Origin of the sequence: Streptomyces sp. NPDC058307, from assembly GCF_042880295.1 — a bacterium.
Taxonomy (GTDB): domain Bacteria; phylum Actinomycetota; class Actinomycetes; order Streptomycetales; family Streptomycetaceae; genus Streptomyces.
In genome coordinates this window covers 26,592-49,007 of record NZ_JBHVYZ010000026.1, presented here as the reverse complement: position 1 = coordinate 49,007, position 22,416 = coordinate 26,592, and the positions used below count along the sequence as shown (strand labels likewise).

At 70.0% G+C, this 22,416-nt stretch carries 22 protein-coding genes and 1 pseudogene; 6 read left to right on the top strand and 17 right to left on the bottom strand.

The genetic code is table 11. The features are described 5' to 3' along the window. Positions 1-75 precede the first annotated feature (75 nt). The 5 genes from ftsH to dacB all read right to left on the bottom strand — a co-directional run bounded on the left by ftsH (position 76) and on the right by dacB (position 7,001). Entirely contained in the window at positions 76-2,109 is a 2,034-nt protein-coding gene (gene ftsH, locus ACFVYN_RS20060) for an ATP-dependent zinc metalloprotease FtsH (protein WP_390000236.1), read from the bottom strand. A 185-nt stretch (positions 2,110-2,294) separates the two neighbouring features. Further along, complete coding sequence (hpt, locus tag ACFVYN_RS20055) at positions 2,295-2,855, bottom strand: hypoxanthine phosphoribosyltransferase (RefSeq protein WP_020122574.1); 561 nt, start codon at positions 2,853-2,855, stop codon at positions 2,295-2,297. A gap of 54 nt (positions 2,856-2,909) precedes the next feature. Beyond that, positions 2,910-3,959 (bottom strand): tRNA lysidine(34) synthetase TilS, encoded by a 1,050-nt coding sequence (tilS, locus tag ACFVYN_RS20050; protein WP_390000233.1) that lies wholly within the window; start codon positions 3,957-3,959, stop codon positions 2,910-2,912. Between the two features lie 193 nt (positions 3,960-4,152). Continuing rightward, a complete protein-coding gene (locus ACFVYN_RS20045; RefSeq protein WP_390000230.1) occupies positions 4,153-5,295 on the bottom strand; it encodes a zinc-dependent metalloprotease in 1,143 nt (380 codons plus the stop codon). A gap of 65 nt (positions 5,296-5,360) precedes the next feature. Beyond that, the gene (dacB, locus tag ACFVYN_RS20040) at positions 5,361-7,001 is read right to left on the bottom strand and encodes a D-alanyl-D-alanine carboxypeptidase/D-alanyl-D-alanine-endopeptidase (RefSeq protein ID WP_390000227.1); all 1,641 of its coding nucleotides are present in this window, start codon (positions 6,999-7,001) and stop codon (positions 5,361-5,363) included. A gap of 79 nt (positions 7,002-7,080) precedes the next feature. Here dacB and ACFVYN_RS20035 point away from each other — a divergent pair, with 79 nt between their 5' ends. Both ACFVYN_RS20035 and ACFVYN_RS20030 read left to right on the top strand, forming a co-directional pair. Then, positions 7,081-7,572 carry an inorganic diphosphatase gene (locus ACFVYN_RS20035; RefSeq protein ID WP_059209164.1) on the top strand — a complete coding sequence of 164 codons (492 nt, stop codon included), beginning with the start codon at positions 7,081-7,083 and terminating at the stop codon, positions 7,570-7,572. A gap of 100 nt (positions 7,573-7,672) precedes the next feature. Then, positions 7,673-9,343 (top strand): threonine/serine exporter ThrE family protein, encoded by a 1,671-nt coding sequence (locus ACFVYN_RS20030; RefSeq protein WP_390000224.1) that lies wholly within the window; start codon positions 7,673-7,675, stop codon positions 9,341-9,343. Between the two features lie 16 nt (positions 9,344-9,359). Here ACFVYN_RS20030 and ACFVYN_RS20025 read toward each other — a convergent pair whose 3' ends face one another. Beyond that, positions 9,360-10,271 carry a DedA family protein gene (locus ACFVYN_RS20025; protein ID WP_390000222.1) on the bottom strand — a complete coding sequence of 304 codons (912 nt, stop codon included), beginning with the start codon at positions 10,269-10,271 and terminating at the stop codon, positions 9,360-9,362. 131 nt (positions 10,272-10,402) lie between these two features. Between ACFVYN_RS20025 and ACFVYN_RS20020 the strand changes: the two genes are divergently transcribed. Continuing rightward, a complete protein-coding gene (locus tag ACFVYN_RS20020; RefSeq protein ID WP_390000219.1) occupies positions 10,403-10,768 on the top strand; it encodes a YbjQ family protein in 366 nt (121 codons plus the stop codon). A gap of 27 nt (positions 10,769-10,795) precedes the next feature. Here the strand turns inward: ACFVYN_RS20020 and ACFVYN_RS20015 are convergent, their stop codons facing one another. Next, positions 10,796-11,557, bottom strand: coding sequence for a MerR family transcriptional regulator (locus tag ACFVYN_RS20015; protein ID WP_390000217.1), 762 nt, complete (start codon positions 11,555-11,557; stop codon positions 10,796-10,798). 117 nt (positions 11,558-11,674) lie between these two features. Between ACFVYN_RS20015 and ACFVYN_RS20010 the strand changes: the two genes are divergently transcribed. Both ACFVYN_RS20010 and ACFVYN_RS20005 read left to right on the top strand, forming a co-directional pair. Continuing rightward, a complete protein-coding gene (locus tag ACFVYN_RS20010; RefSeq protein ID WP_390000215.1) occupies positions 11,675-12,958 on the top strand; it encodes an ion channel protein in 1,284 nt (427 codons plus the stop codon). 30 nt (positions 12,959-12,988) lie between these two features. Beyond that, positions 12,989-14,395 carry a glutamate decarboxylase gene (locus ACFVYN_RS20005; protein WP_390000212.1) on the top strand — a complete coding sequence of 469 codons (1,407 nt, stop codon included), beginning with the start codon at positions 12,989-12,991 and terminating at the stop codon, positions 14,393-14,395. 143 nt (positions 14,396-14,538) lie between these two features. Here the strand turns inward: ACFVYN_RS20005 and ACFVYN_RS20000 are convergent. From ACFVYN_RS20000 to ACFVYN_RS19980, 5 genes and pseudogenes are all read right to left on the bottom strand, one after another. Continuing rightward, positions 14,539-14,724: pseudogene (locus ACFVYN_RS20000) on the bottom strand (ATP-binding cassette domain-containing protein); the annotation flags it as partial. A gap of 25 nt (positions 14,725-14,749) precedes the next feature. Then, complete coding sequence (locus tag ACFVYN_RS19995) at positions 14,750-15,391, bottom strand: PadR family transcriptional regulator (RefSeq protein ID WP_390000209.1); 642 nt, start codon at positions 15,389-15,391, stop codon at positions 14,750-14,752. Between the two features lie 18 nt (positions 15,392-15,409). Beyond that, positions 15,410-15,946 carry a DinB family protein gene (locus tag ACFVYN_RS19990; RefSeq protein WP_390000207.1) on the bottom strand — a complete coding sequence of 179 codons (537 nt, stop codon included), beginning with the start codon at positions 15,944-15,946 and terminating at the stop codon, positions 15,410-15,412. Between the two features lie 114 nt (positions 15,947-16,060). Next, a complete protein-coding gene (locus tag ACFVYN_RS19985) occupies positions 16,061-17,521 on the bottom strand; it encodes an aldehyde dehydrogenase family protein (RefSeq protein ID WP_390000203.1) in 1,461 nt (486 codons plus the stop codon). Positions 17,522-17,677: 156 nt separating this feature from the next. Next, complete coding sequence (locus ACFVYN_RS19980) at positions 17,678-18,502, bottom strand: helix-turn-helix domain-containing protein (RefSeq protein ID WP_390000389.1); 825 nt, start codon at positions 18,500-18,502, stop codon at positions 17,678-17,680. A 364-nt stretch (positions 18,503-18,866) separates the two neighbouring features. Between ACFVYN_RS19980 and ACFVYN_RS19975 the strand changes: the two genes are divergently transcribed. Further along, entirely contained in the window at positions 18,867-19,367 is a 501-nt protein-coding gene (locus tag ACFVYN_RS19975; RefSeq protein ID WP_390000200.1) for an ATP-binding protein, read from the top strand. A gap of 91 nt (positions 19,368-19,458) precedes the next feature. Here ACFVYN_RS19975 and ACFVYN_RS19970 read toward each other — a convergent pair whose 3' ends face one another. The 5 genes from ACFVYN_RS19970 to ACFVYN_RS19950 form a co-directional block, all read right to left on the bottom strand. Continuing rightward, positions 19,459-19,701 carry a DUF397 domain-containing protein gene (locus ACFVYN_RS19970; protein WP_390000197.1) on the bottom strand — a complete coding sequence of 81 codons (243 nt, stop codon included), beginning with the start codon at positions 19,699-19,701 and terminating at the stop codon, positions 19,459-19,461. Continuing rightward, entirely contained in the window at positions 19,674-20,195 is a 522-nt protein-coding gene (locus ACFVYN_RS19965; RefSeq protein WP_390000387.1) for an SRPBCC domain-containing protein, read from the bottom strand. Before ACFVYN_RS19965 ends, ACFVYN_RS19970 begins: the two co-directional genes overlap by 28 nt. A gap of 542 nt (positions 20,196-20,737) precedes the next feature. Next, positions 20,738-20,971 carry a 30S ribosomal protein S18 gene (gene rpsR, locus ACFVYN_RS19960; protein WP_390000194.1) on the bottom strand — a complete coding sequence of 78 codons (234 nt, stop codon included), beginning with the start codon at positions 20,969-20,971 and terminating at the stop codon, positions 20,738-20,740. Then, positions 20,971-22,158: a CobW family GTP-binding protein gene (locus ACFVYN_RS19955; RefSeq protein ID WP_390000191.1), complete on the bottom strand. Its 1,188-nt coding sequence runs from the start codon at positions 22,156-22,158 to the stop codon at positions 20,971-20,973. Before ACFVYN_RS19955 ends, rpsR begins: the two co-directional genes overlap by 1 nt. Then, positions 22,158-22,415, bottom strand: a complete 258-nt coding sequence (locus tag ACFVYN_RS19950; RefSeq protein WP_390000188.1) for a type B 50S ribosomal protein L31 — start codon at positions 22,413-22,415, stop codon at positions 22,158-22,160. Before ACFVYN_RS19950 ends, ACFVYN_RS19955 begins: the two co-directional genes overlap by 1 nt. Position 22,416: the final 1 nt, after the last annotated feature.

The following is a 22,416-nucleotide window of genomic DNA, read 5'->3' as shown; positions in this document are numbered from 1 at the left end:
CCCCCAGGCTAAAACCTGGGGGGCGCGGCATCCATTCCGGGCCCGGCGAGGTCACCGGCGCGAAAGGGGTGAGCGTCAGCTCTCGGGGCGCTCCTCGGGAACGGCATCCGTGGCCTGCTCCGACGCGGTGGCCTTGGCGGTGCTGATCGCCGGGGTCGCGCCATTGGCGCCGTTCGTCAGTGCGAGCTCCCTGGGGGAGAGCACCGGCGGACGGGTGGAGGGCGTACGCCGGGACGAACCGGTCCAGGCCGGCCGCGGCGGACGCTTGACGATGGGAGCGAAGATCTCGGCGATCTGCTCCTTGTTCAGCGTCTCCTTCTCCAGCAGCTGGAGCACCAGCTGGTCGAGGACGTCGCGGTTCTCGACCAGGATCTCCCAGGCCTCGTTGTGCGCCGTCTCGATGAGCTTCTTGACCTCTTCGTCGACCAGCGCGGCGACCTCTTCCGAGTAGTCGCGCGGGTGCGACATCTCGCGGCCGAGGAACGGCTCGGTGTTGTCGCCACCGAACTTGATGGCGCCGAGACGCTCGGTCATGCCGTACTGGGTGACCATCGCGCGGGCCGTTGCCGTGGCCTTCTCGATGTCGTTCGCGGCGCCGGTGGTCGGGTCGTGGAAGACCAGTTCCTCGGCAGCGCGACCGCCCAGCATGTAGGCGAGCTGGTCGAGCATCTCGTTGCGGGTGGTCGAGTACTTGTCCTCGTCCGGCAGGACCATGGTGTAGCCCAGAGCACGGCCTCGGGAGAGGATCGTGATCTTGTGGACCGGGTCGGAGTTCGGGGAGGCCGCCGCGACCAGGGCGTGTCCGCCCTCGTGGTACGCGGTGATCTTCTTCTCCTTGTCCGACATGATCCGGGTCCGCTTCTGCGGGCCCGCCACCACACGGTCGATCGCCTCGTCGAGCATCGAGTTGTCGATCAGCTTCTTGTCGCTGCGGGCGGTGAGCAGGGCGGCCTCGTTGAGGACGTTGCTCAGGTCCGCGCCGGTGAAGCCCGGCGTGCGACGCGCGACGGCCGACAGGTCGACGTCCGGCGCGACCGGCTTGCCCTTCTGGTGGACCTTGAGGATCTCCAGACGGCCCTGCATGTCCGGGCGGTCGACCGCGATCTGGCGGTCGAAGCGGCCGGGGCGCAGGAGGGCCGGGTCGAGGATGTCGGGCCGGTTCGTCGCGGCGATGAGGATCACGCCGCCCTTGACGTCGAAGCCGTCCATCTCGACGAGCAGCTGGTTCAGCGTCTGCTCGCGCTCGTCGTGACCGCCGCCGAGGCCGGCGCCGCGATGGCGGCCGACCGCGTCGATCTCGTCGACGAAGACGATCGCCGGGGCGTTCGCCTTGGCCTGCTCGAACAGGTCACGGACTCGGGAGGCACCGACACCGACGAACATCTCGACGAAGTCGGAACCCGAGATCGAGTAGAAGGGGACACCGGCCTCGCCCGCGACGGCGCGCGCGAGCAGGGTCTTGCCGGTGCCGGGGGGGCCGTACAGCAGTACGCCCTTGGGGATCTTGGCCCCGACCGCCTGGAACTTCGCCGGTTCCTGGAGGAACTCCTTGATCTCCTGGAGCTCCTCGACGGCCTCGTCCGAGCCGGCGACGTCCGAGAACGTCGTCTTCGGGGTGTCCTTGGTGATGAGCTTCGCCTTGGACTTCCCGAAGTTCATGACCCGGGAGCCGCCGCCCTGCATCTGATTCATCAGGAACAGGAAGACGACCACGATGAGAACGAAGGGGAGCAGGGAGAGCAGGATCCCGACGAAGGCGTTCTGCTTCGTCGGAGAGACGGTGTACCCGTCGGGGATCTGCTTGTCCTGGAACTTGGTCTGCAGGGTGTTGGCGATGGTCATGCCCTGGTCGCCGATGTAGCTCGCCTGGATCTTCGAGCTGCCCTCGACCTTTTCGCCGTCCTTGAGCTGGACCTTGATGGTCTGCTCGTCGCCGGTGGTCAGTTTGGCTGATTCGGCCTTGTTGTCATTGATCGCCTGGACGACCTGGCCGGTGTCCACCGTCTTGTAGCCGCCGGACGAGCCGACGACCTGCATCAACACGACCACGGCAAGGACGGCCAGCACGATCCACATGACCGGCCCACGGAAGTATCGCTTCACGTCCATCCATACGGAGCGGTGTCGCCCCGTCCCTCCTGCCATAGTGAGTTTGATAAGACAGTTCTTCTGACGGTACCCCAGCATTGTGGGCCGAAGCCGCACGGGAGTGGCTGACGAACCCGTCTGCTCCCTCCAACGGCGCGAAACCCGCTGGGGTTCCCGATCGTCCTACAGGGCTTGGGCCATCTGGCTCAGCCGCCGTAGACGTGGGGCGCGAGCGTACCCACGAACGGGAGGTTGCGGTACTTCTCGGCGTAGTCGAGACCGTAGCCGACGACGAACTCGTTGGGGATGTCGAAGCCGACCCACTCGACGTCGATGGCCACCTTGGCGGCGTCCGGCTTGCGCAGCAGGGTGCACACCTTGAGCGACTCCGGCTCGCGCGAGCCCAGGTTCGACAGCAGCCAGGACAGGGTCAGGCCGGAGTCGATGATGTCCTCGACGATCAGGACGTGCCGGCCCTTGATGTCGGTGTCGAGGTCCTTGAGGATCCGCACCACGCCGGAGGACTGGGTGCCCGCGCCGTAGGACGACACGGCCATCCAGTCCATGGTGACGGGGGTGGACAGCGCCCGGGCGAGGTCGGCCATGACCATGACCGCGCCCTTGAGGACGCCGACGATCAGGAGGTCCTTGCCCGCGTACTCCGCGTCGATCTTCGCGGCGAGCTCCACGAGCTTCGCGTCGATCTCTTCCTTGGTGATGAGTACCTCTTTGAGGTCGGCACCCATGTCTTTCGCGTCCACCCGCATCACTTTCGGTCGTCCCACCAGCGCCGCCCGTCGCCCCCCGCAGGAGGCAGGGATTCAGCCTTGCCGAATCACCAGTCTGCCACCCTGCCGCTGGGCGACGACCTTGCCCGGGAGATTGATGGCTCCCTGGCCGCGCCAGCCGGTGATCAGCCGGTCGACTTCCTCGATGTGGCGGGCGAACAGCGATCCGGCCGGGGCGCCCGCCTCGATGGCCGCCCGGCGCAGGATGCGGCGGCGTACGGCGGGCGGCAGCGCGTAGAGCTTGGCGCACTCCAGGAGGCCGGCGGCGTCGCGTACGGAGGCCTCGGCCTGGCGGGCCCAGCTGTCGAGGGCGTCGGCGTCGTCGCGGGAGAGCTGAGCCGTACGGGCGAGGGCCTCGACGACTCCTTTGCCGAGGGCCTTCTCCAGGGCGGGCAGGCCTTCGTGGCGCAGCCGGGAGCGCGTGTAGGCGGGGTCGGTGTTGTGCGGGTCGTCCCACACGGGCAGCGACTGGACCATGCAGGCCTTGCGGGCGGTCTGCCGGTCGAGCTCCAGGAAGGGGCGGCGGTAACGGCCGTCGGCCCCCGAGACCGCGGCCATGCCGGACAGGGAGCGGATGCCGGAGCCGCGGGCGAGGCCGAGCAGGACGGTTTCGGCCTGGTCGTCGCGGGTGTGGCCGAGCAGGACGGCGATCGCGCCATGGCGTTCGGCCGCGGCGTCGAGGGCGGCGTAGCGGGCGTCCCGCGCGGCGGCCTCGGGTCCGCCTTCGCGGCCGACGCTCACGGCGGTGGACTCGACGGGGTCCAGGCCGAGTTCGCGCAGTCTGAGGACGACTTCCTCGGCGCGCAGGTCGGAGCCGGGCTGGAGGCCGTGGTCTACGGTGACGCCGCCGGCGCGGATGCCGAGCTTGGGAGCCTCGAAGGCGAGGGCGGAGGCGAGGCCCATGGAGTCGGCGCCGCCGGAGCAGGCCACGAGCACGAGCGGCGCCGGCGGGCGCCGGCCGGCAGAAGCATGATGGGCGTCAGAGGCGTGATGGGCGTCAGAGGCGTGATGGTCGTTGAGGAGGTCGTGGAGGACGCGGCGGACCGCCAGGCGTATCGCCGCGACCGCAGGATGGGGACCCATGTCCGGTTCCCTTCATGAAGTTTTCGGGGGGTGAGCCCGAGGTTCGGTCACTCAGAGTGTGTAGATGGTGACAGAACCGGGGCGTTCCCCGAGCATTGCACGCCTACCCATCGCTCACGGTCCCTCGGACGGGTGATTGAAGGGGCGTTCGCCTGCCGTCGGCCGGATTCCTCTCACGACGTCCGTACACGGTTCACGACTCGGCCTTGCGGTGCACCCGCGCGACCCAGTCCGCCGGTTTGGCGATCTCCGTCTTGGTCGGCAGGGTGTTCGGGGAGGTCCACACGCGGTTGAAGCCGTCCATGCCGACCTCGTCGACGACGGCCCGCACGAAGCGTTCGCCGTCGCGGTACTGCCGGAGCTTGGCGTCCAGGCCGAGCAGCTTGCGCAGGGCCATGTCCAGGCGGGAGGCGCCCTTGGCCCGCCGTTGCTGGAACTTCTCGCGGATCTCGGCGACGCTCGGCACGACGGCCGGGCCCACTCCGTCCATGACGAAGTCGGCGTGGCCCTCCAGGAGGGACATCACCGCGGTGAGGCGGCCGAGGATCTCTCGCTGGGCCGGCGTCTGCACGATCTCCACGAGCGAGCGCCCGCCGTCGTCGTCCTCCTCGCCCTCGGGCCGTCCGCCGGCCAGCGACTGGGCGGCCTCCCGGATGCGCTCCAGGACGGTCATGGGGTCGACCTCGGTCTCCCCCAGGAACGACTGGATTTCGCCCTCCAGGTGGTCGCGCAGCCAGGGCACGCCCGTGAACTGGGTGCGGTGCGTCTCCTCGTGCAGACACACCCACAGGCGGAAGTCGTGGGGCTGGACGTCGAGTTCGCGCTCCACGTGGACGATGTTCGGGGCGACCAGGAGGAGTCGGCCGCCGCCATTCGGTGAATCAGAGGGGCCCCCGGCCGGGAGTTCGCGGGTGGCCGGGGCGAAGGTCTCGTACTGGCCGAGGACGCGGGACGACAGGAACGACAGCAGCATGCCGAGTTCGACGCCGGTCACCTTGCCGCCGACGGCGCCGAGGACCGCGCCGCCGGGGGTGTTGCCGCGCCGCTCCTGCATCTTCTCCAGGAGCGGTTTGAGGATCTCCCTGAACCCGGCGACGTTCGCCCGCACCCAGCCGGGACGGTCGACGACGAGGACGGGAGTGTCGTGGACGCCTTCCGTCCCCATCCGGGTGAAGCCACGGACGTGTTCCTCCGAGGCCTTGGCGTGCCGGCGCAGTTCCGCGACGACGGCCCGGGCCTCGTCGCGGCTCACGTCGGGGCCCGGCCGTACGAGTCGGGTCGCGGTCGCCACCGCGAGATTCCAGTCGACCATCTCGGCACCACCGATGCTCGTCATGCGTCAACCGTACGTGAGCGGTCCCGCTTGGGGCAGGCCGCGCGGGCGGGGAAGCGGACGCGGGGTCAGCCGCAGCCGCAGGCGGCCAGCGCGGAGGCCGTGCGGTCCAGCGCGCTCTGCGCCGCCCCCGGGTCCGTCGTGTCCGAGGCCAGGAAGGCGAAGGCCAGCAGCCGGCCGTCCCGGTCCACGACCGTCCCCGCCAGGGTGTTGACCCCGGTCAGGGTGCCCGTCTTCGCCCGTACGACGCCTGCCGCCCCGTCGGTGTAACGGCTGCTCAGAGTGCCGGTGAACCCGGCCACCGGGAGGCCGGTGAGGACGGGGCGCAGCTCCGGGTGGGCCGGATCGCCCGCCTTCACCAGGAGGGACGTCAGCAGGTTCGCCGTGAGCCGGTCGGCGCGGTTCAGTCCGCTGCCGTCGTGGAAGTCGGCGCCGGCGAGCGGGAGTCCGAGTTTCCGCAGCCGGTCGCGGATGGCCTTGCCGCCGCCCTCGAAGTCGGCGCGCTTGTTGTCCGCCACGGCGGTCTGGCGGGCGAGGGCCTCGGCGATGTCGTTGTCGCTGTTGGTCAGCATGCGTTCGACCAGGGCGGACAGGGGCGGTGAGGAGACCTCGGCGAGGTCCTCGGCGCGGCCGGTCGCCTTGGAGGGGCCGGGGGACGTCGTCCTGACGCCGTCGTCCGCGAGGAACCGCGCGAAGGTGCGGGTCGCGTCCGTCGCCGGGTCGCTCACGCGTGCCACGGGGCCGCTCGCGGAGTCGTCGGTGCGGGCCTCGTCCACCATCAGGGCGCTGACGGGGGCCAGGTTGTCGTTGACCCCGATCGGGTGGATCTCGGGGCCCGCGTAGAGGGTCTTGTCGTAGGAGAGCGTGACGGTCGTGATGTGCCGCTTCTTGAGGGCCGCGGCGGTCCGGTGGGCCAGCTCGCGCAGGCTCGCCCAGCCGTCGGCGGTGTCCTGGTGGGCGGTGAGCGTGGGGTCGCCGCCGCCGACGAGGACGAGTTCCCTGGTGTCGGGTTCCAGCATCGCGCGCGTGGTGAGGCGGTGGTCGGCGCCGAGGGCGGAGAGTGAGGCGACGGCGGTGGCGATCTTCGTGGTGGAGGCGGGGGTCAGCGCCGTGTCGGCGCCCGTGCCGTAGAGCCGCTTGCCGTCGGCGACGTCCACGACGACGGCCGTGTGGCGGGTGCCCAGGGCCGTGTTGCCGAGGAGCGGCCCCAGGACGCCGGCGAGGGCCTTGCCGGTCGGCGCGGACTTCACGGTGACGGCGGCGGCGCTCAGACCGGTGAGGACGGGCGCGGCGCTCGGGGCGGGACGCGGGGCCGTGGCCGTCGTACCGGAATCACCGCCGTGATCTGCGCCACCCGGTTGCTCCAGTGCGACCGCCCGGTCCCGCTCGGCCGTACGCTGACCCGAGGAGTCCCACGGACCGGCGGCGGTCGCCACGGTGGCGGCCAGCGCCAGACCGGCGCCTGCGGCACCGGCGGTGTACTGCCAGGTCTTGGCGGTCTTCGGCCTGCTCACCCCGGCAAGCCGTGTGACCTGCGGTTTCACCACTTGGGCGGTCCGTGTGAGATACGGCCGTACGGTGTCCGTGGCCCGGGTCAGTCCTGGACGTACGGCGTCCGCGGCGCGTGCCAGACGCGGTCGTATGGCGTTCGCGGCCCGCACCACATGCGGTCTCGCGGCCCGCCAAGGCCTCAGTTCAGGCACGACCAACAGCCCCTTTCGCGATCACACACCTGCGTGAGGGACACTTAACCACCAGAACTATGTGTTGATCATGGAGGAGTCACCGGTGGAGTTCGACGTCACGATCGAGATCCCGAAGGGTTCGCGGAACAAGTACGAGGTGGACCACGAGACCGGTCGGATCCGCCTGGACCGTCGACTCTTCACCTCGACCGCCTACCCGACCGACTACGGCTTCGTCGAGAACACCCTCGGCGAGGACGGCGACCCGCTGGACGCGCTGGTCATCCTTGACGAGCCGACGTTCCCGGGCTGCCTCATCAAGTGCCGTGCGATCGGCATGTTCCGCATGACGGACGAGGCGGGCGGCGACGACAAGCTGCTGTGTGTCCCGGCGACGGACCCGCGTGTCGAGCACCTGCGCGACATCCACCACGTCTCCGAGTTCGACCGCCTGGAGATCCAGCACTTCTTCGAGGTCTACAAGGACCTGGAGCCCGGCAAGTCCGTCGAGGGCGCCGACTGGGTCGGCCGCGTCGACGCGGAGGCCGAGATCGAGCGGTCCTACAAGCGCTTCAAGGACTCGGGCGGCCACTGAGCCCGGGTCACGGACGGGCCGCACGCGCACGCGTGCGGCCCGTTCGCATGCCCGCGCATACTGAGGCCTACGGAATGTGTCGTTCAGGGAGCGTTACTCAGTGACGGAGGCGGAGCACCGCAAACCGCAGTCGGACGAGGCCAGGAGTTTCTACGACTCCGAGATCACGTCCGAGTTCGCCCTTCCCGACGGGCTCGCGGTACCGAGAACCGTCGCCGGCGGCGAACCGGAGACCACGTCGGAGTTCGCGGTCCCGAAGGGACTGGACGTTCCGCAGCCGTCGGCGGCGGAGCCGGAGGGGTCGGCGTTCAGTACGCCCCGCACCTACAGCGCGAAGGACGCGCCGCCCGCGTTCACCCCGCCGGCCGGCATACCGGTGGTCAGTCTCACCAAGGACGTGCCCTGGCAGGACCGGATGCGCACGATGCTGCGGATGCCGGTGGCCGAGCGGCCCGCCCCGGAGCCGGCCCAGAAGACCGAGGACGACGCCGGCCCGGCCGTCCCGCGCGTGCTCGACCTGACCCTGCGGATCGGCGAGTTGCTGCTCGCGGGCGGTGAGGGCGCTGAGGACGTGGAGGCGGCGATGTTCGCCGTCTGCCGGTCCTACGGCCTGGACCGCTGCGAGCCCAACGTCACCTTCACGCTGCTGTCGATCACGTACCAGCCGTCGCTCGTGGACGACCCCGTGACGGCCTCCAGGACGGTGCGGCGGCGCGGCACCGACTACACGCGCCTCGCGGCCGTGTTCCGGCTCGTGGACGACCTCAGCGACCCCGAGACGGCCATCTCCCTGGAGGACGCCTACCGGCGGCTCGCGGAGATCCGCCGCAACCGGCACCCGTACCCGACCTGGGTGCTCACCTCGGCGAGCGGGCTGCTCGCGGGCGCGGCCTCGATCCTGGTCGGCGGTGACCTGCTGGTGTTCGTCGCGGCCATGCTGGGCGCGATGCTCGGCGACCGGCTGGCGTGGCTGTGCGCGGGGCGCGGGCTGCCGGAGTTCTACCAGTTCACGGTCGCCGCGATGCCGCCCGCCGCGATCGGGATCGCGCTGACGCTGGCCCATGTGGACGTGAAGGCGTCCGCGGTCATCACCGGTGGGCTGTTCGCGCTGCTGCCCGGACGGGCTCTGGTGGCGGGCGTCCAGGACGGCCTGACCGGCTTCTACATCACCGCCTCGGCCCGGCTCCTGGAGGTCATGTACTTCTTCGTGGGCATCGTGGCGGGCGTGCTCGTGATGCTCTACGTCGGGGTGCAGCTGGGGGCGCATCTCAACCCCGACGAGGCGCTGTCGACGGTTTCGCGGCCGCTGTGGCAGATCGCAGCGTCGATGCTGCTGTCGCTGACGTTCGCGGTGCTGTTGCAGCAGGAACGATCCACCGTGCTGGCCGTCACACTGAACGGCGGTGTCGCGTGGTGTGTGTACGGCGCGATGCGCTACACCGGCGAGTTCTCCCCGGTCGCCTCCACCGCCGTGGCGGCCGGGCTGGTCGGGCTGTTCGGGCAGTTGCTGTCCCGGTACCGGTTCGCGTCCGCGCTGCCGTACACGACCGCCGCGATCGGGCCCCTGCTGCCGGGTTCCGCCACGTACTTCGGGCTGTTGTCGATCGCCGGGAGCCGGGTCGACGAAGGGCTGGTGTCCCTGTCGAAGGCGGCGGCGCTGGCCATGGCCATCGCCATCGGGGTCAACCTGGGGTCGGAGATCTCCCGGCTGTTCCTGAGGGTCGGTTCCGCGGGGAAGCGGCGGGCCGCGAAGAGGACGCGGGGGTTCTGACCCGCGCCGGCAGCTCTCAGTACCCCTGGTTGTACGGGTTCTGCTGGTGCTGCTCGTTCTGCTGCCCATAGTGCTGCTGGTCGCCGTAGCCCTGCGGGTACTGCTGGGCGTAGGGCTGCGGCTGCTGTTGCTGCGGCTGCGGCTGCGGCTGACCGTAGGGCTGCTGTTGCTGCTGGCCGTAGTACTGGTCGTAGCCGTTGTACTGCTGCTGCGGGGGCTGCTGCTCGTGCTCGGACGGGATGCGGCGGAGCTGGGTCGTCGCGTCGTCCATGGGCTGGTACGGCTGCTGGGGCGGGGCCTGGGCCGCCGCCTTCTTCTTGGAGCGCTCCCGCAGGTACTCGATGAGGATCGGGACCACCGAGACCAGGACGATCAGGACGAGGATCGCCTCGACGTTCTTCTTGATGGCGTCGATCTGGCCGAGCCAGTAGCCGGCGAGGGTGACGCCCGTGCCCCAGGCCGCGCCGCCGATCACGTTGTACGTCAGGAAGGTGCGGTATTTCATGCGGCCGGCGCCCGCCACGATGGGGGCGAAGGTCCGCACGATCGGCACGAAGCGGGCCAGGACGATCGCCTTGGGGCCGAACTTCTCCATGAACTCGTGCGCCTTCTCCAGGTTCTCCTGCTTGAAGAGCTTGGAGTTGGGCCGGCTGAAGAGCCTCGGACCGAAGAACTTGCCGATCATGTAACCGACCTGGTCACCGAGGACGGCGGCCAGCACGATGAGCGCGCACACCAGCCACAGCGGCTGGCTGATGAAGTTCCCCTCGGCCACGAAGAGACCCGCCGTGAACAGCAGGGAGTCACCCGGCAGGAACGCGAAGAGACCCGACTCGGCGAAGACGATCAGCAGGATGCCCGGAAGGCTGAAGGTCTGGATCAGATAGTCGGGGCTGATCCACTCGGGGCCGAGCGCGAGCGTGGTCACGGGATTGTGGCTCCTGCGTGTGGGGATCGGGGGGACTGGCTGCCCTCAAGTATCAACGCAGCCACGGTGGCCCAGGTTCCACGGGCGCCCTCAGGATGCACTGTGCCCCGTCCGGGACAAAGCTGTGAGCCATGGGTATTGACGAATACGGCGGCGGCCAGGGGCCCCAGCCAGACGTGCTCGTGGTGACGACGAACGACGTACCCGGCCACCGGGTCCAGGAGGTGCTCGGCGAGGTCTTCGGGCTGACCGTGCGCTCCCGGCACCTCGGCAGCCAGATCGGTGCCGGGCTGAAGTCGATGGTCGGCGGCGAGCTCAAGGGGCTCACGAAGACTCTGGTGCAGACCCGCAACCAGGCCATGGAGCGGCTCGTCGCGCAGGCACGCGCGCGTGGGGCGAACGCCGTACTGATGTTCCGCTTCGACGTGACCGAGGCGGCGGACCTCGGCACGGAGGTGTGCGCCTACGGCACGGCGGTGGTCCTGGCCCGGGAGTGACCCGTACGGGATCCCGGGCCAGGACGCTCACGCGGTGTGCCGGGCGGCGTTGGCGAGGATCGCGTCCTTGAGGTGCGCGGCCAGGCCCTCGTGCATCGAGTCGTAGTACGCCTTGAAACGCTCGTCGGAGACGTACATCTCGGCGAGACACGTGTGCATCTCGTACGGGCACTCGAAGTACCAGGTGCTGATGTGCCGACGGTGTTCCTCGGCCAGGTCCATGGCGCGCTCGCCGGTCGGGGGCTCACCGGCGGCCATCAGGGTCTTGTAGCGCTCCTCCCAGTCGTTCACCGCGGCGGTGATGCGCTTCCAGTCGTCCTTGGTGTAGCGGGCCGCGCGGCGCTGCGACTCGGCGTAGATCTCCGTGCCGCCCCAGCGCTGCTCGGCCTCCTCGGCGTACTGCTCGGGGTCCTTGTCCCCGAACACCTCGAACTTCTCCTCCGGCGTGAGATCGATTCCCATCGTGCGTGCCTCCATGGCGTGCTCCACGGCCGCCGCCATCTTCTGCAGCTTCTCGATCCGGGCGGTCAGCAGTTCGTGCTGGCGGCGCAGATGCGCGCGCGGGTCCGCGTCCGGGTCGTCGAGCAGGGCGGCGACCTCGTCGAGCGGGAAGCCGAGCTCGCGGTAGAACAGGATCTGCTGCAGCCGGTCGAGGTCGGCGTCGCTGTAGCGCCGGTGGCCCGCGTGGCTGCGCTCGCTGGGCACGAGCAGGCCGATGTCGTCGTAGTGGTGCAGCGTGCGCACCGTGACGCCGGCGAAGCCCGCGACCTGTCCCACGGAGTAGCTCACTTCGTCCGCTCCCTTCTCGGTACGCGCTCCACGGTGGCCCCTCACGCCGCGTGAGGTGCAAGCCCGGCACGGACGCCTCCGGATGTCACGACCGTTTTGTCCGCTTATCGTGAGCCCGTGGCCCAGGACACCGCGCAGCAGGCATCCGCCGCCCCGGCGACCCCGGCGCGCACCCTGCTGCCGTTGATCCTCCCCGCTCTCGTCGTCGGGGTGGGCGCGAGCCTTCTGTTCGTCGGGGTGAGCGCGGCGGCCGAGCAGCTCCAGCACGTGCTGTGGCGGAATCTGCCGGACGCGCTCGGGGTGGGCCGGTACTCGGTGCTGTGGATGCTGGTCATGCTCACCGCGACCGGAGTGGCCGTAGGTCTGGTGGTGTGGAAGGTCCCCGGGCACGCCGGTCCCGATCCGGCGACCACCGGTCTGGACGCTCCCGTACTGCCGCCCGCCGTGCTGCCGGGGCTCCTGCTGGCGACCGCGCTGATGCTCGCGGGCGGGCCGAGCCTGGGGCCCGAGAACCCGATCATCGCGGTGAACGTGGGGCTCGCCTTCTGCCTGGGGCGCCGGCTGATCCCGCGGATGCCGCGCGCACTGTGGCCGATGCTGGCGGAGGCGGCGACGATCGGCGCACTGTTCGGGACGCCGGTGGCGGCGGCGCTGGTGATCTCCGAGGCGCTGGCCGGGCGGCAGCTCAGGGGCGCCCTGTGGGACAGCGTCTTCGCGCCGTTGGTGGCGGCCACGGCCGGTGCGCTGACGACCACTCTGGTGGCCGAGCCGAGTTTCGACCTCCATCTGCCCGCGTTCGGGCGGCCCGGCTGGGGCGACCTGCTGGCGATGCTGGTGATCGCGTCGGCCGCCGCGCTGCTCGGCATGACGGCCGTGCTCGCCCTCCCGTACGTCCACGGCGCGTTCGCGCGGTTGCGGCACCCGATGCTGACGCTGCCGGTGGGCGGGCTCGTCCTGGGGCTGCTCGCGGCCGTGGGCGGCCATCTGACGCTCTTCAAGGGGCTCGACGAGATCGGGGAGCTGGCCGCCGATCCGGAGGGCTGGTCGGCCGGGCAGTTCGCCACCATGACGGTCGTGAAGCTGGCCGCGCTGCTCGTCGCCACCTCCTGCGGCTTCCGGGGCGGGCGGATCTTCCCGGCCGTGTTCGTGGGCGTCGCCTTCGGGCTGTGCGCGCACGCGCTCGTGGACGCCGTACACCCGGCCGTCGGTGTGGCGGCCGGGGTGCTGGGCGTGTTGCTCGCCGTCACCCGGCAGGCCTGGGTGAGTCTGTTCGTCGCCGCCGTGCTGGTGGCCTCGCCATCGATCCTCGCGCTGCTGTGCATCGGCTCGCTGGCGGCCTGGCTGCTGGTGACGGGGCGGGCGCAGATGCAGTTGCACCAGGACGGAACCCCCGTCCGCTGACCGACGTTGATCCCTTCAGGAGGCACGCCCATGCCACTGCACAAAGGACCCGAGAAGCCCGACGAGCGCCCGCTGTCCGTCAATCCCTTCTACGGCGAGGCCGATCCGGTCGGCGGCATGACCGAGGCCCCGCCCAAGCACCGGCTCCCCACCGCTCCCCTGCCGCCGTCGACCGCCTACCAGGTGGTCCACGACGAGCTGATGCTCGACGGCAACTCCCGGCTGAACCTCGCCACCTTCGTCACGACCTGGATGGAACCGCAGGCCGGGGTCCTGATGGGTGAGTGCCGGGACAAGAACATGATCGACAAGGATGAGTACCCGCGCACCGCCGAGCTGGAGCGCCGCTGTGTGGCGATGCTCGCCGATCTGTGGAACGCGCCGGACCCCTCGGCGGCGGTGGGCTGTTCGACGACCGGGTCCAGTGAGGCGTGCATGCTCGCGGGCATGGCGCTGAAGCGGCGCTGGACGCAGCGCAATGCAGACCGGTACCCAGCAGCGCGGCCCAATCTCGTCATGGGGGTCAATGTCCAGGTCTGCTGGGACAAGTTCTGCAACTTCTGGGAGGTCGAGGCCCGTCTGGTGCCCATGGAGGGCGACCGCTTCCACCTCGACCCGCAGGCCGCCGCCGAGTTGTGCGACGAGAACACCATCGGGGTCGTCGGCATCCTCGGCTCCACCTTCGACGGCTCCTACGAGCCCATCGCGGACCTCTGCTCGGCCCTGGACGCCCTCCAGGAGCGCACCGGTCTGGACATCCCCGTGCACGTCGACGGGGCGTCCGGCGCCATGGTCGCGCCCTTCCTCGACGAGGACCTGGTGTGGGACTTCCGGCTGCCCAGGGTCGCCTCGATCAACACCTCCGGGCACAAGTACGGGCTGGTCTATCCCGGGGTCGGCTGGGCGCTGTGGCGGGACACCGAGGCCCTGCCCGAGGAGCTCGTGTTCCGCGTGAACTACCTGGGCGGCGACATGCCGACCTTCGCGCTGAACTTCTCGCGCCCCGGGGCCCAGGTCGTCGCGCAGTACTACACCTTCCTGCGGCTGGGCCGCGAGGGCTACCGGGCCGTGCAGCAGTCCACGCGGGACGTGGCCCGGAGTGTCGCCGACCGCGTGGAGGCGCTCGGCGACTTCCGGCTGCTGACCCGCGGCGACGAACTCCCCGTGTTCGCCTTCACCACGGCCCCGGACGTCCAGGCGTACGACGTCTTCGACGTCTCCCGGCGGCTGCGCGAGCGGGGCTGGCTCGTGCCGGCGTACACCTTCCCGCCGAACAGGGAGGACCTGTCGGTACTGCGGGTGGTGTGCCGCAACGGCTTCTCCGCCGACCTCGCCGAGCTGTTCGTGGCGGACCTGGAGCAGTTGCTGCCCGAACTGCGCTGGCAGTCGCACCCGTTCACCAGGAACAAGGAGGCGGCGACCGGCTTCCACCATTAGTCGGGGACGGGCTTCTTCCATTGGGCCGGGACCGGCCGACGGGAAGGCGCGACTCGGGTCGGCCGCGCCGGCCGGGGGGGGTGACGGGGGCCTCTTCGCGCACGCCACAGTCTCTGTGCGGTCGCCCGGCCGAGAGGCTCGCGCAGGCCGATACGCAGCCGTACGTCGTAGGCATCGCGCTCCACGTCGTGGCCCGCCACCTCGGCGCGGCCCTCGTCCGGGCGCAACAGGGCGGACCCGACGCGGACCAGGGTGGTCTTTCCCGCGCCGTTGGGGCCGAGCACGCCGTGGACGCTGCCGCGCGCGACCCTCAGGTCGAGCCCGTCCAGGGCCGACTACGTTCATCAAACTTGATTAGTCGGCATCCCCCGGATGCCGCTCCCCCGTCGCGTACGGGTTCTCCTCGCCTTCGGCCAGGACGCCGACGAACGGGTTGCCCTCCCCCGCGAAGGTGTACGCCCCGCCCTCGATGCGGGCGATGAGCCCCTGGGTCCATTCGGCCTCGGCGTCGGCCGTGTGGATCCAGAGGTTCATGATCTCGCCGATGTGCCCGAGTTGTTCGGGGCCGGCCTCGGGCACGTAGTGCTCGGTGACCGAGGAACGCCACGCCTCGATCCCGCGGATCCGCTCCTTCAGCAGCGCCACGGCCTCGGCGCGCGGCAGTTCCACGATGAAGCCGATGGCCGCCGACTTGACGTCCGTCTTCTGGTCGTACGAGGTCAGCGCCTCGCGCACCAGCCGGAAGCACTCCTCGGTGCCGGCCTCGGTGATCTCGTACTCCGTGCGCGGCGGACCGCCCGCGGTGGACGGAGCCGTCTCGTGCTCGATCAGCAGTCCCTGCTTCGCCATCTGTTTCAGGGCGTGGTAGATCGAGCCGGGTTTGGCGTTGGACCACTCGTGCGCGCCCCAGTACTCCAGGTCGTTGCGCACCTGGTAGCCGTGGGCCCGCCCGTGCTGGCGGACCGCGCCGAGCACGAGGAGACGGATCGCTGACATGCGGTCCAGGTTATGGCTTCACTTTTCGGCGAGCGCCACCAGCTCGAACGCGGTCTTTCCGTCGAGGGACTCGCGGATGATGTCGGCGTGCCCCGAATGGCGGGCCGTCTCCCGGATCAGGTGCAGCAGCGCCCAGCGCACGGAGACCCGGCCCTCGGGCGGGAACCAGGGCTGGTCCGGGAGCGGGAAGGTGTCGTCGAGGCTCGGCACCGAACGGGCGAACGCCTCCGTCTCGGCGGCCACCTTCTCCCAGTACGCCAGCTGCGAGGCGACGGTCTCGTCCCCGACCAGGGCGAAACACTCGTGCCAGTTCGACGGGTCCCGCCGCACGGCAGGCTCCTCGCCCCGGGCGCGGGCGATCCAGCCCTGCTCGGTCTCGGCGACGTGTTTGACCAGCCCGGCGAGGGACAGTTCGCTCGCGCTCGGCCGGCTCACGGCCTGCTCGTGCGTCAGCCCGAGCACAGCGCGCCGGATCCCGCCGCGCTGCTCCTGAAGGAAGGCCAGAAGCGCTCCGCGCTCGTCGCCGTACTTCTCCGCGAGAACGTGAGTGACCATGACAGCCGCCTTTCGTCGGACGCCGGGGGCCTTCCCCCGACACCCACGAAGCTACGGTCCCTTCAGGACAGGTTCTGTCCTGAAGGGACCGCGACGGCGGACGTTCTCGGCACGTCAGAAGGGGAAGGCGCTGCGGCCGTGCTGGACCGAGATCCACTTGGTGGTGGTGAAGGAGTCCAGCATGGTGTCGCCGTTCAGGCGGCCGATGCCGGAGTGCTTCTCGCCGCCGAAGGGGACGATCGGCTCGTCGTGGACGGTGCCGTCGTTGACGTGGAACATGCCGGTGTCGATCTGCTTGGCGAAGGCGACTCCGCGCTCGATGTTCGCGGTGTGGACGGCGCCGCTGAGACCGTACGGGGTGTCGTTGACCAGGCGGACGGCCTCCTCCTCGCCGTCGAAGGTGACGAGGAGGGCGACCGGGCCGAAGAGCTCCTGCTTGAGGAGGGGCGAGTTCGGGGACAGGTCGGTGAGGACGGAGGGCTCGACCAGGTTGTCCGTCCTGGTGCCGTGGATCAGCGCGGTCGCGCCCTCGGCGATCGCCTGCTCGACAGCGCCCGAAATGGCCTCCGCCTGCGAGGAGTTGATGACCGGGCCGATGACCGTCTCGGGGTCGCGCGGGTCGCCGGCCTTCAGCGTCCGCACCTTGGCGACGAACTTCTCGGTGAACTCCTCGGCGACCGTACGGTCCACGAGAACGCGGTTGGCGGCCATGCAGACCTGGCCCTGGTGGACGTACCGGCTGAAGACGGCGGCGTCGACCGCGTAGTCGAGGTCGGCGTCGTCGAGGACCACCAGGGCGCTGTTGCCGCCCAGTTCGAGGACCGAGCGCTTGAAGTGCGAGGCGCAGACGGTGGCCACGTGGCGGCCGACCTTGTCGGAGCCGGTGAAGGAGATGACCTTCGGCACCGGGTGCTCCAGGAAGGCGTCCCCGATCTCGGCGATGTCGGTGATGACGACGTTGAGCAGACCGCCGGGCAGCCCCGCGTCCTCGAAGATCTTCGCGACCAGGGAGCCGCCGACGATCGGCGTGTTCTGGTGCGGCTTGAGGACGACGGCGTTGCCGAGAGCGAGCGCGGGGGCGACCGACTTGAGCGACAGCAGGAAGGGGAAGTTGAAGGGGCTGATCACGCCTACGACGCCGACCGGGACGCGGTAGACGCGGTTCTCCTTGCCGTCCACCGGCGAGGGGAGGATCTTGCCCTCGGGGCGCAGCGACAGCTGGATCGCCTCGCGCAGGAACTCCTTGGCGAGGTGGAGTTCGAAACCGGCCTTCAGGCGGGTGCCGCCGAGCTCCGCGATGATCGCCTCGGCGATCTCCCCCTCGCGCTCCTCGATCAGCCGGAGCGCCTTCTCGAACACCGCGCGGCGGGCGTAGGGGTTGGTCGCGGCCCACTTCTTCTGCGCACGGGCGGCGGCCCGGTACGCCTCGTCGACCTCGTCGACCGTGGCTATCGTGATCGACGCCAGCTTCTCGTCGTCGTACGGGTTGAAGTCGATGATGTCCCAGGAGCCGGTGCCCGGGCGCCACTCACCGTCGATGTACTGCTGGGCCAGGTCGGTGAAGTACGACGACATGTGATCCCCAAATCACTAGCAGACACACGATCAACGTCACGGTCTGATCTCACGTCATCGTACGTGCGTGGCACGCCAGTTGGGCACGCTGAGCGAACTTCTGGGGAGAACCCTCGGGGAGTCGGTGGAGATCCCGCGCGCTCAGGAGAGTTGCGCTCAGGAGAGCTGGAGGAGGCCACGCAGCAGGTCCCGGCTCTCGCCCGGGCCCGGGCTGTCCTGCTGGAGCTCCTTCATCGCCTTCTCGTACTGCGTGACGTCCTCGCGCTTGTCCAGATAGAGCGCGCTGGTGAGCTGCTCCAGGTAGACGACGTCCGTCAGGTCGGACTCGGTGAAGCTGAGGATCGTGAAGGCGCCGCTCTCGCCGGAGTGCCCGCCGAAGCCGAACGGCATGATCTGCAGCCGCACGTTGGGGCGTTCGGAGATGTCGATGAGGTGCTGGAGCTGCCCGCGCATCACCTGGCGGTCGCCGTACGGGCGGCGCAGGGACGCCTCGTCGAGCACCACGTGGAACTCGGGACCCCCGTCGTCGGCCAGGTACTTCTGCCGCTCCAGGCGCAGCGCCACCCGCTTCTCGACGTCCGCCGCGCTCGCGCCCTTCATCCCGCGCCGCACCACCGCACGTGCATACGCCTCGGTCTGCAACAGACCGTGGATGAACTGGACTTCGTAGACGCGAATGAGGGAGGCAGCGCCCTCCAGGCCCACATAGGTGGGGAACCAGCTCGGCAGGACGTCGGAGTAACTGTGCCACCAGCCCGCGACGTTGGCCTCGCGGGCGAGGGAGAGGAGCGAGGCCCGCTCCTGCTCGTCCGTGATGCCGTACAGCGTCAACAGGTCTTCCACGTCACGCGTCTTGAAGCTCACCCGGCCCAACTCCATCCGGCTGATCTTCGACTCGGACGCGCGGATCGAGTAGCCCGCCGCCTCGCGCGTGATGCCCCGGGCCTCACGCAGCCGCCTGAGTTGCGAGCCGAGCAGCATCCGCCGCACCACCGATCCGGGCTCTCCCGCGCTCACGTTCGCCAGCCTCCCCAACGTCTCCAGGGGCCGAAGTCTGCCACTAAAACACTCCGAGCAGTACTCGTCCGATTACAGATATGGAAAGAAGCCAAAGATTCCGCACAGGGCGGAGACAGGTAGAGGGGAGGAAGAGACAAGAAGCCGTAGAGAAGTTGGCGGAAAAAATGGCCAACAAGCGGTATGGGTGGGGTAATTCGGTCACGTGCACGTGCATCTGCACCTTGCATCTGCATCGCTCATCCGAAACCATGGTCCCGCGCAACCGCTGCATCGCAACGACCGCGAGTTCCCGGGAGTGCCTCGCATGGGGATGAATGGATCGACCATGCTCGAGCCGTTACGGCAGGGCCTTCCGCCGCTTGATCCCGCGGCCGCGTCCGACGCCGCCTCCTGTTCCCTGCCCGCCCGCTACGAAGCGGTGGGCGACGCACGGAGGTTCACCCGCAGAACCCTCGACCAGTGGGAACTGGGCGACCACTTCGACGACATCTGTCTCGTCGTCTCCGAACTGGTCACCAACGCACTGCGGCACGCGATGCCGGCGAACAGCGTGCACACCGGGGAGCACCATCCGCCTGTGCGGCTGCACTTGATGCGGTGGACCGGGCGACTGGTGTGCGCGGTGCGCGATCCCAGCCAGGACAGTCCGGTCGCACGCGACTCCGAGGACTTCTCGGCGGAGTCGGGGCGCGGGCTGTTCCTCGTCGACTCCTTCAGCGACAGCTGGGGATGGCATCCGCTGGCCGGGACGCTGGGCGGCAAGATGGTCTGGGCGCTGTTCCGGGTCCAGCCGCACGCGGGCCCGTCCGCGGCTTCCACCGAGTGATACACCGCGGCTTTTTACGAGGCCACGATTCTACGCGCGTTACACGGTGCGCTGCAGCGGTTACCTCCGGTCACCTACCGGTGACCGGAGTTCAGCCTGCTACGAGGTGGTCGAACTCGCCGTCCTTGATGCCGAGAAGCATCGCCTCGATCTCCGCGCGGGTGTAGACGAGCGCGGGGCCGTCGGGGAAGCGGGAGTTGCGAACTGCAACTCCGCCGTCCGGCAGGCGCGCGAACTCCACACAGGAACCCTGCGAGTTGCTGTGCCGGCTCTTCTGCCAGGCCACCCCGCGCAGATCCGTGGCCGTCATGCCGTTGTACACGTCGAGGTCCACAGGTCGCTCCCCGGTGGTGCGGTGGCCCTTGTGGCCAGTGATGCAGTGGTCAACTGGTCCGGATCATAGCTCTGTTCACGTGCAGACGCATGAGCAGATGCACGTGCACGCGGGGTGTTCCCGTGGTTACAGATGTGACGCTTGGGGCGCTTGATACGTTCCATTGTGTGCCCCCGTGCCCGCGTCACATGTGTCCGCCCGCCCCCGTCCATGATCGTCCGGGCCATCGGCCGAGCGGGACCGTCGGGATCGAATCCCCCGTGCACTAGGAAGAGACGCGTCCCGGGCCCTTCCTGTTCCACCTTCCATGTGACGGTCCGGTGCGCGGAGTTGACCGGATCGGCGTCGGTCCACCGGAGGCTCGGCGTCCGGTGCGGCTCGAAGGCGAGAACCTCCACGTCGGCGGTGCCCGGGACGTTCGCGTCGGGCCGCGGGACGGAGGTCATGGTGAATCGGTGTCCGACCTGGAGCCGGAACGCCTCCGCCTCCTGCATCTGCCGCTGCACGAGCCGGCCGCCTACGACGGCGACGGGTGCCGTGGTAGCCGACACACGCGCGTGTACCGAGCGCCGGGCGCCGGGCGCCGGGCGAGCAGGGTCTGGCAGGTGGCGGCGCGGACGGCGAGGGGCGAGCAGCGCTCGGGCCGACGGGCGCACGGTTCTGGCGCGGCCGGCTGATGGACCTGGGCGCGCTGCTCGACCGTATGCCCGACGATGAGGTGACCTGAGCGAGGCGCCCGACGCCGACCCCACCCTCATCCCCGTCGACCAGTTCTTCCCGCACCCGCCCGCCAAGGTCCGGCGCGCCCTGACCGAGCCCGCCGGCGCGCTGCAGCCGCGGCACCTCGCGGCGAACGGCGCTCGCGAGACCGGCGAGGACGCGGTCCGCGTCGGTCTCGGTGGACCGGGTGCGGTCGTGCCGGTCTTCCTGCCGGTGTGCCTCCGTCAGCAGCAGGAAGACCGCCTCCGTGATCCTCCGTACCGAGCCGGGAGATTCCCCACCCGTCAACCGTGGGGAATCTCCTGCCTGTAGCCCCCTACCTGCTGGAGTACGGCAGCAGTGCCATCTCGCGGGCGTTCTTGACCGCGCGGGCGAGCTGTCGTTGCTGCTGGGCCGACACGCGGGTGACGCGGCGGCTGCGGATCTTGCCGCGGTCGGAGATGAACTTCCGCAGCAGGTCGGTGTCCTTGTAGTCGATGTAGGTGATCTTGGCTTGGTCCAGCGGGTTGGGGCGGTCCTTGGCGGGCTTGCGGTCGGGTTTGCGCGGCATCAGACCTCCAGGAGGGTGTCGAAAGCGGGCGGGAGCTGTCTCCAGGCGTCGCGCCCCGCGGAGTACTCGGCATCCGTCAGCAGGCAGGACTCCAGAAGCCGTTCGAGTCCGTCGCGGTCGAGGCCGGGCGAGGTGAAGACGAGGTGCTGGCAGCAGTCACCGTGCTCGGGGTGCCAGTCCATCGCGGCGGCAGCTCGCCGTACCGGCGGGACCATGTCCCAGGCCGCGTCCGGGAGCGAGGCCAGCCACGGACCCGCGCTCTCCACGCACAGGGCACCGCCGGCCGCGTCCCAGTGCAGCAGCACGTCCGGCCTGTCGGCGAGCCAGAACCGGCCCCGGCTGCGGGCGGCCGCGCAGGTGATGTCCTCCAGCGCCTGGTACAGCCGCTCCGGGTGGAAGGGCCGGTGACGGTGCCATACCAGCGTGGCGACACCGTGCGCGTCGGCCTCGGCGGGCAGCAGGGCGCAGGCGGGATGCTGGGCGGCCGCGGCGGCCTCCACGTCGAACCCGGCCAGGGCGGCGCGGGCGAGGGGTGAGTGCGCTCCGGGAGCGGAGTGCCGTACCGGATAGCGGGTGCCCGCCCCGTCGGTCGGTTCGCCGACACGGATCGGCACCCGGTGGGCCGTCGGGTGGAGCTGGGCGAGGAGTTCGTGGTCCTCCTCGTCGGCCTCCGGGGAGTCGAGGACGGCGAGGACGGGGGCGTACTCCAGCTGGCGGGCGAAGGTGTCGGCGACCGTGCGCTGGTCGGTGGCCGCGGCGGCGAGGCCGCGGTCGGCGAGGTCGTCGCCGTTGCCGAGGAAGGGCAGGACAAGGGCCGGGTCGACCGCGGTGATCACGCCGGTGACCGTGAGGCCGGCGGCCGCGACCACCTCGGCCATCGCCTTGGGCTCGACGGAGTCCCACAGTTCGACGACCGCGAGGCGGAGCGTCCCGGCCCCGTCCAGGCGGCGCAGCTCCGGGACCAGGTCCTCCCGGAGCGCGCAGCAGGCGCAGTCGTTGACCAGCGGCGCCTCGCCTGCGGACCGGATGCCGGTGGCGTCGCGGATCGTCCGTACGACGGTGCCGGCCGCCGCCGTCGCCAGGTCGTGGTGGAGTACGACGCTGCCCGGCACGTCGGCGAGCAGCTGCCCGACGGCAGCCTTGCGCGCGTCGGCGTGCAGCCCGCCGACGATCACGACGGAGAGCATCAGCCCTGCTTTCCGTACCGGCGCTCGAAGCGCTCCACGCGGCCTGCGGTGTCCAGGACGCGGGCCGTGCCGGTGTAGAAGGGGTGGCTGACGTTGGAGATCTCGACGTCCACGACCGGGTAGGTGTGACCGTCCTCCCACTCGATCGTCTTCCCGCCCGCCGTCGCCGAAAGGGTCGAGCGGGTGAGGAAGGCGTGGTTCGCGGCGCGGTCACGGAAGACGACCGGGCCGTAGGACGGGTGGATTCCCTCGCGCATG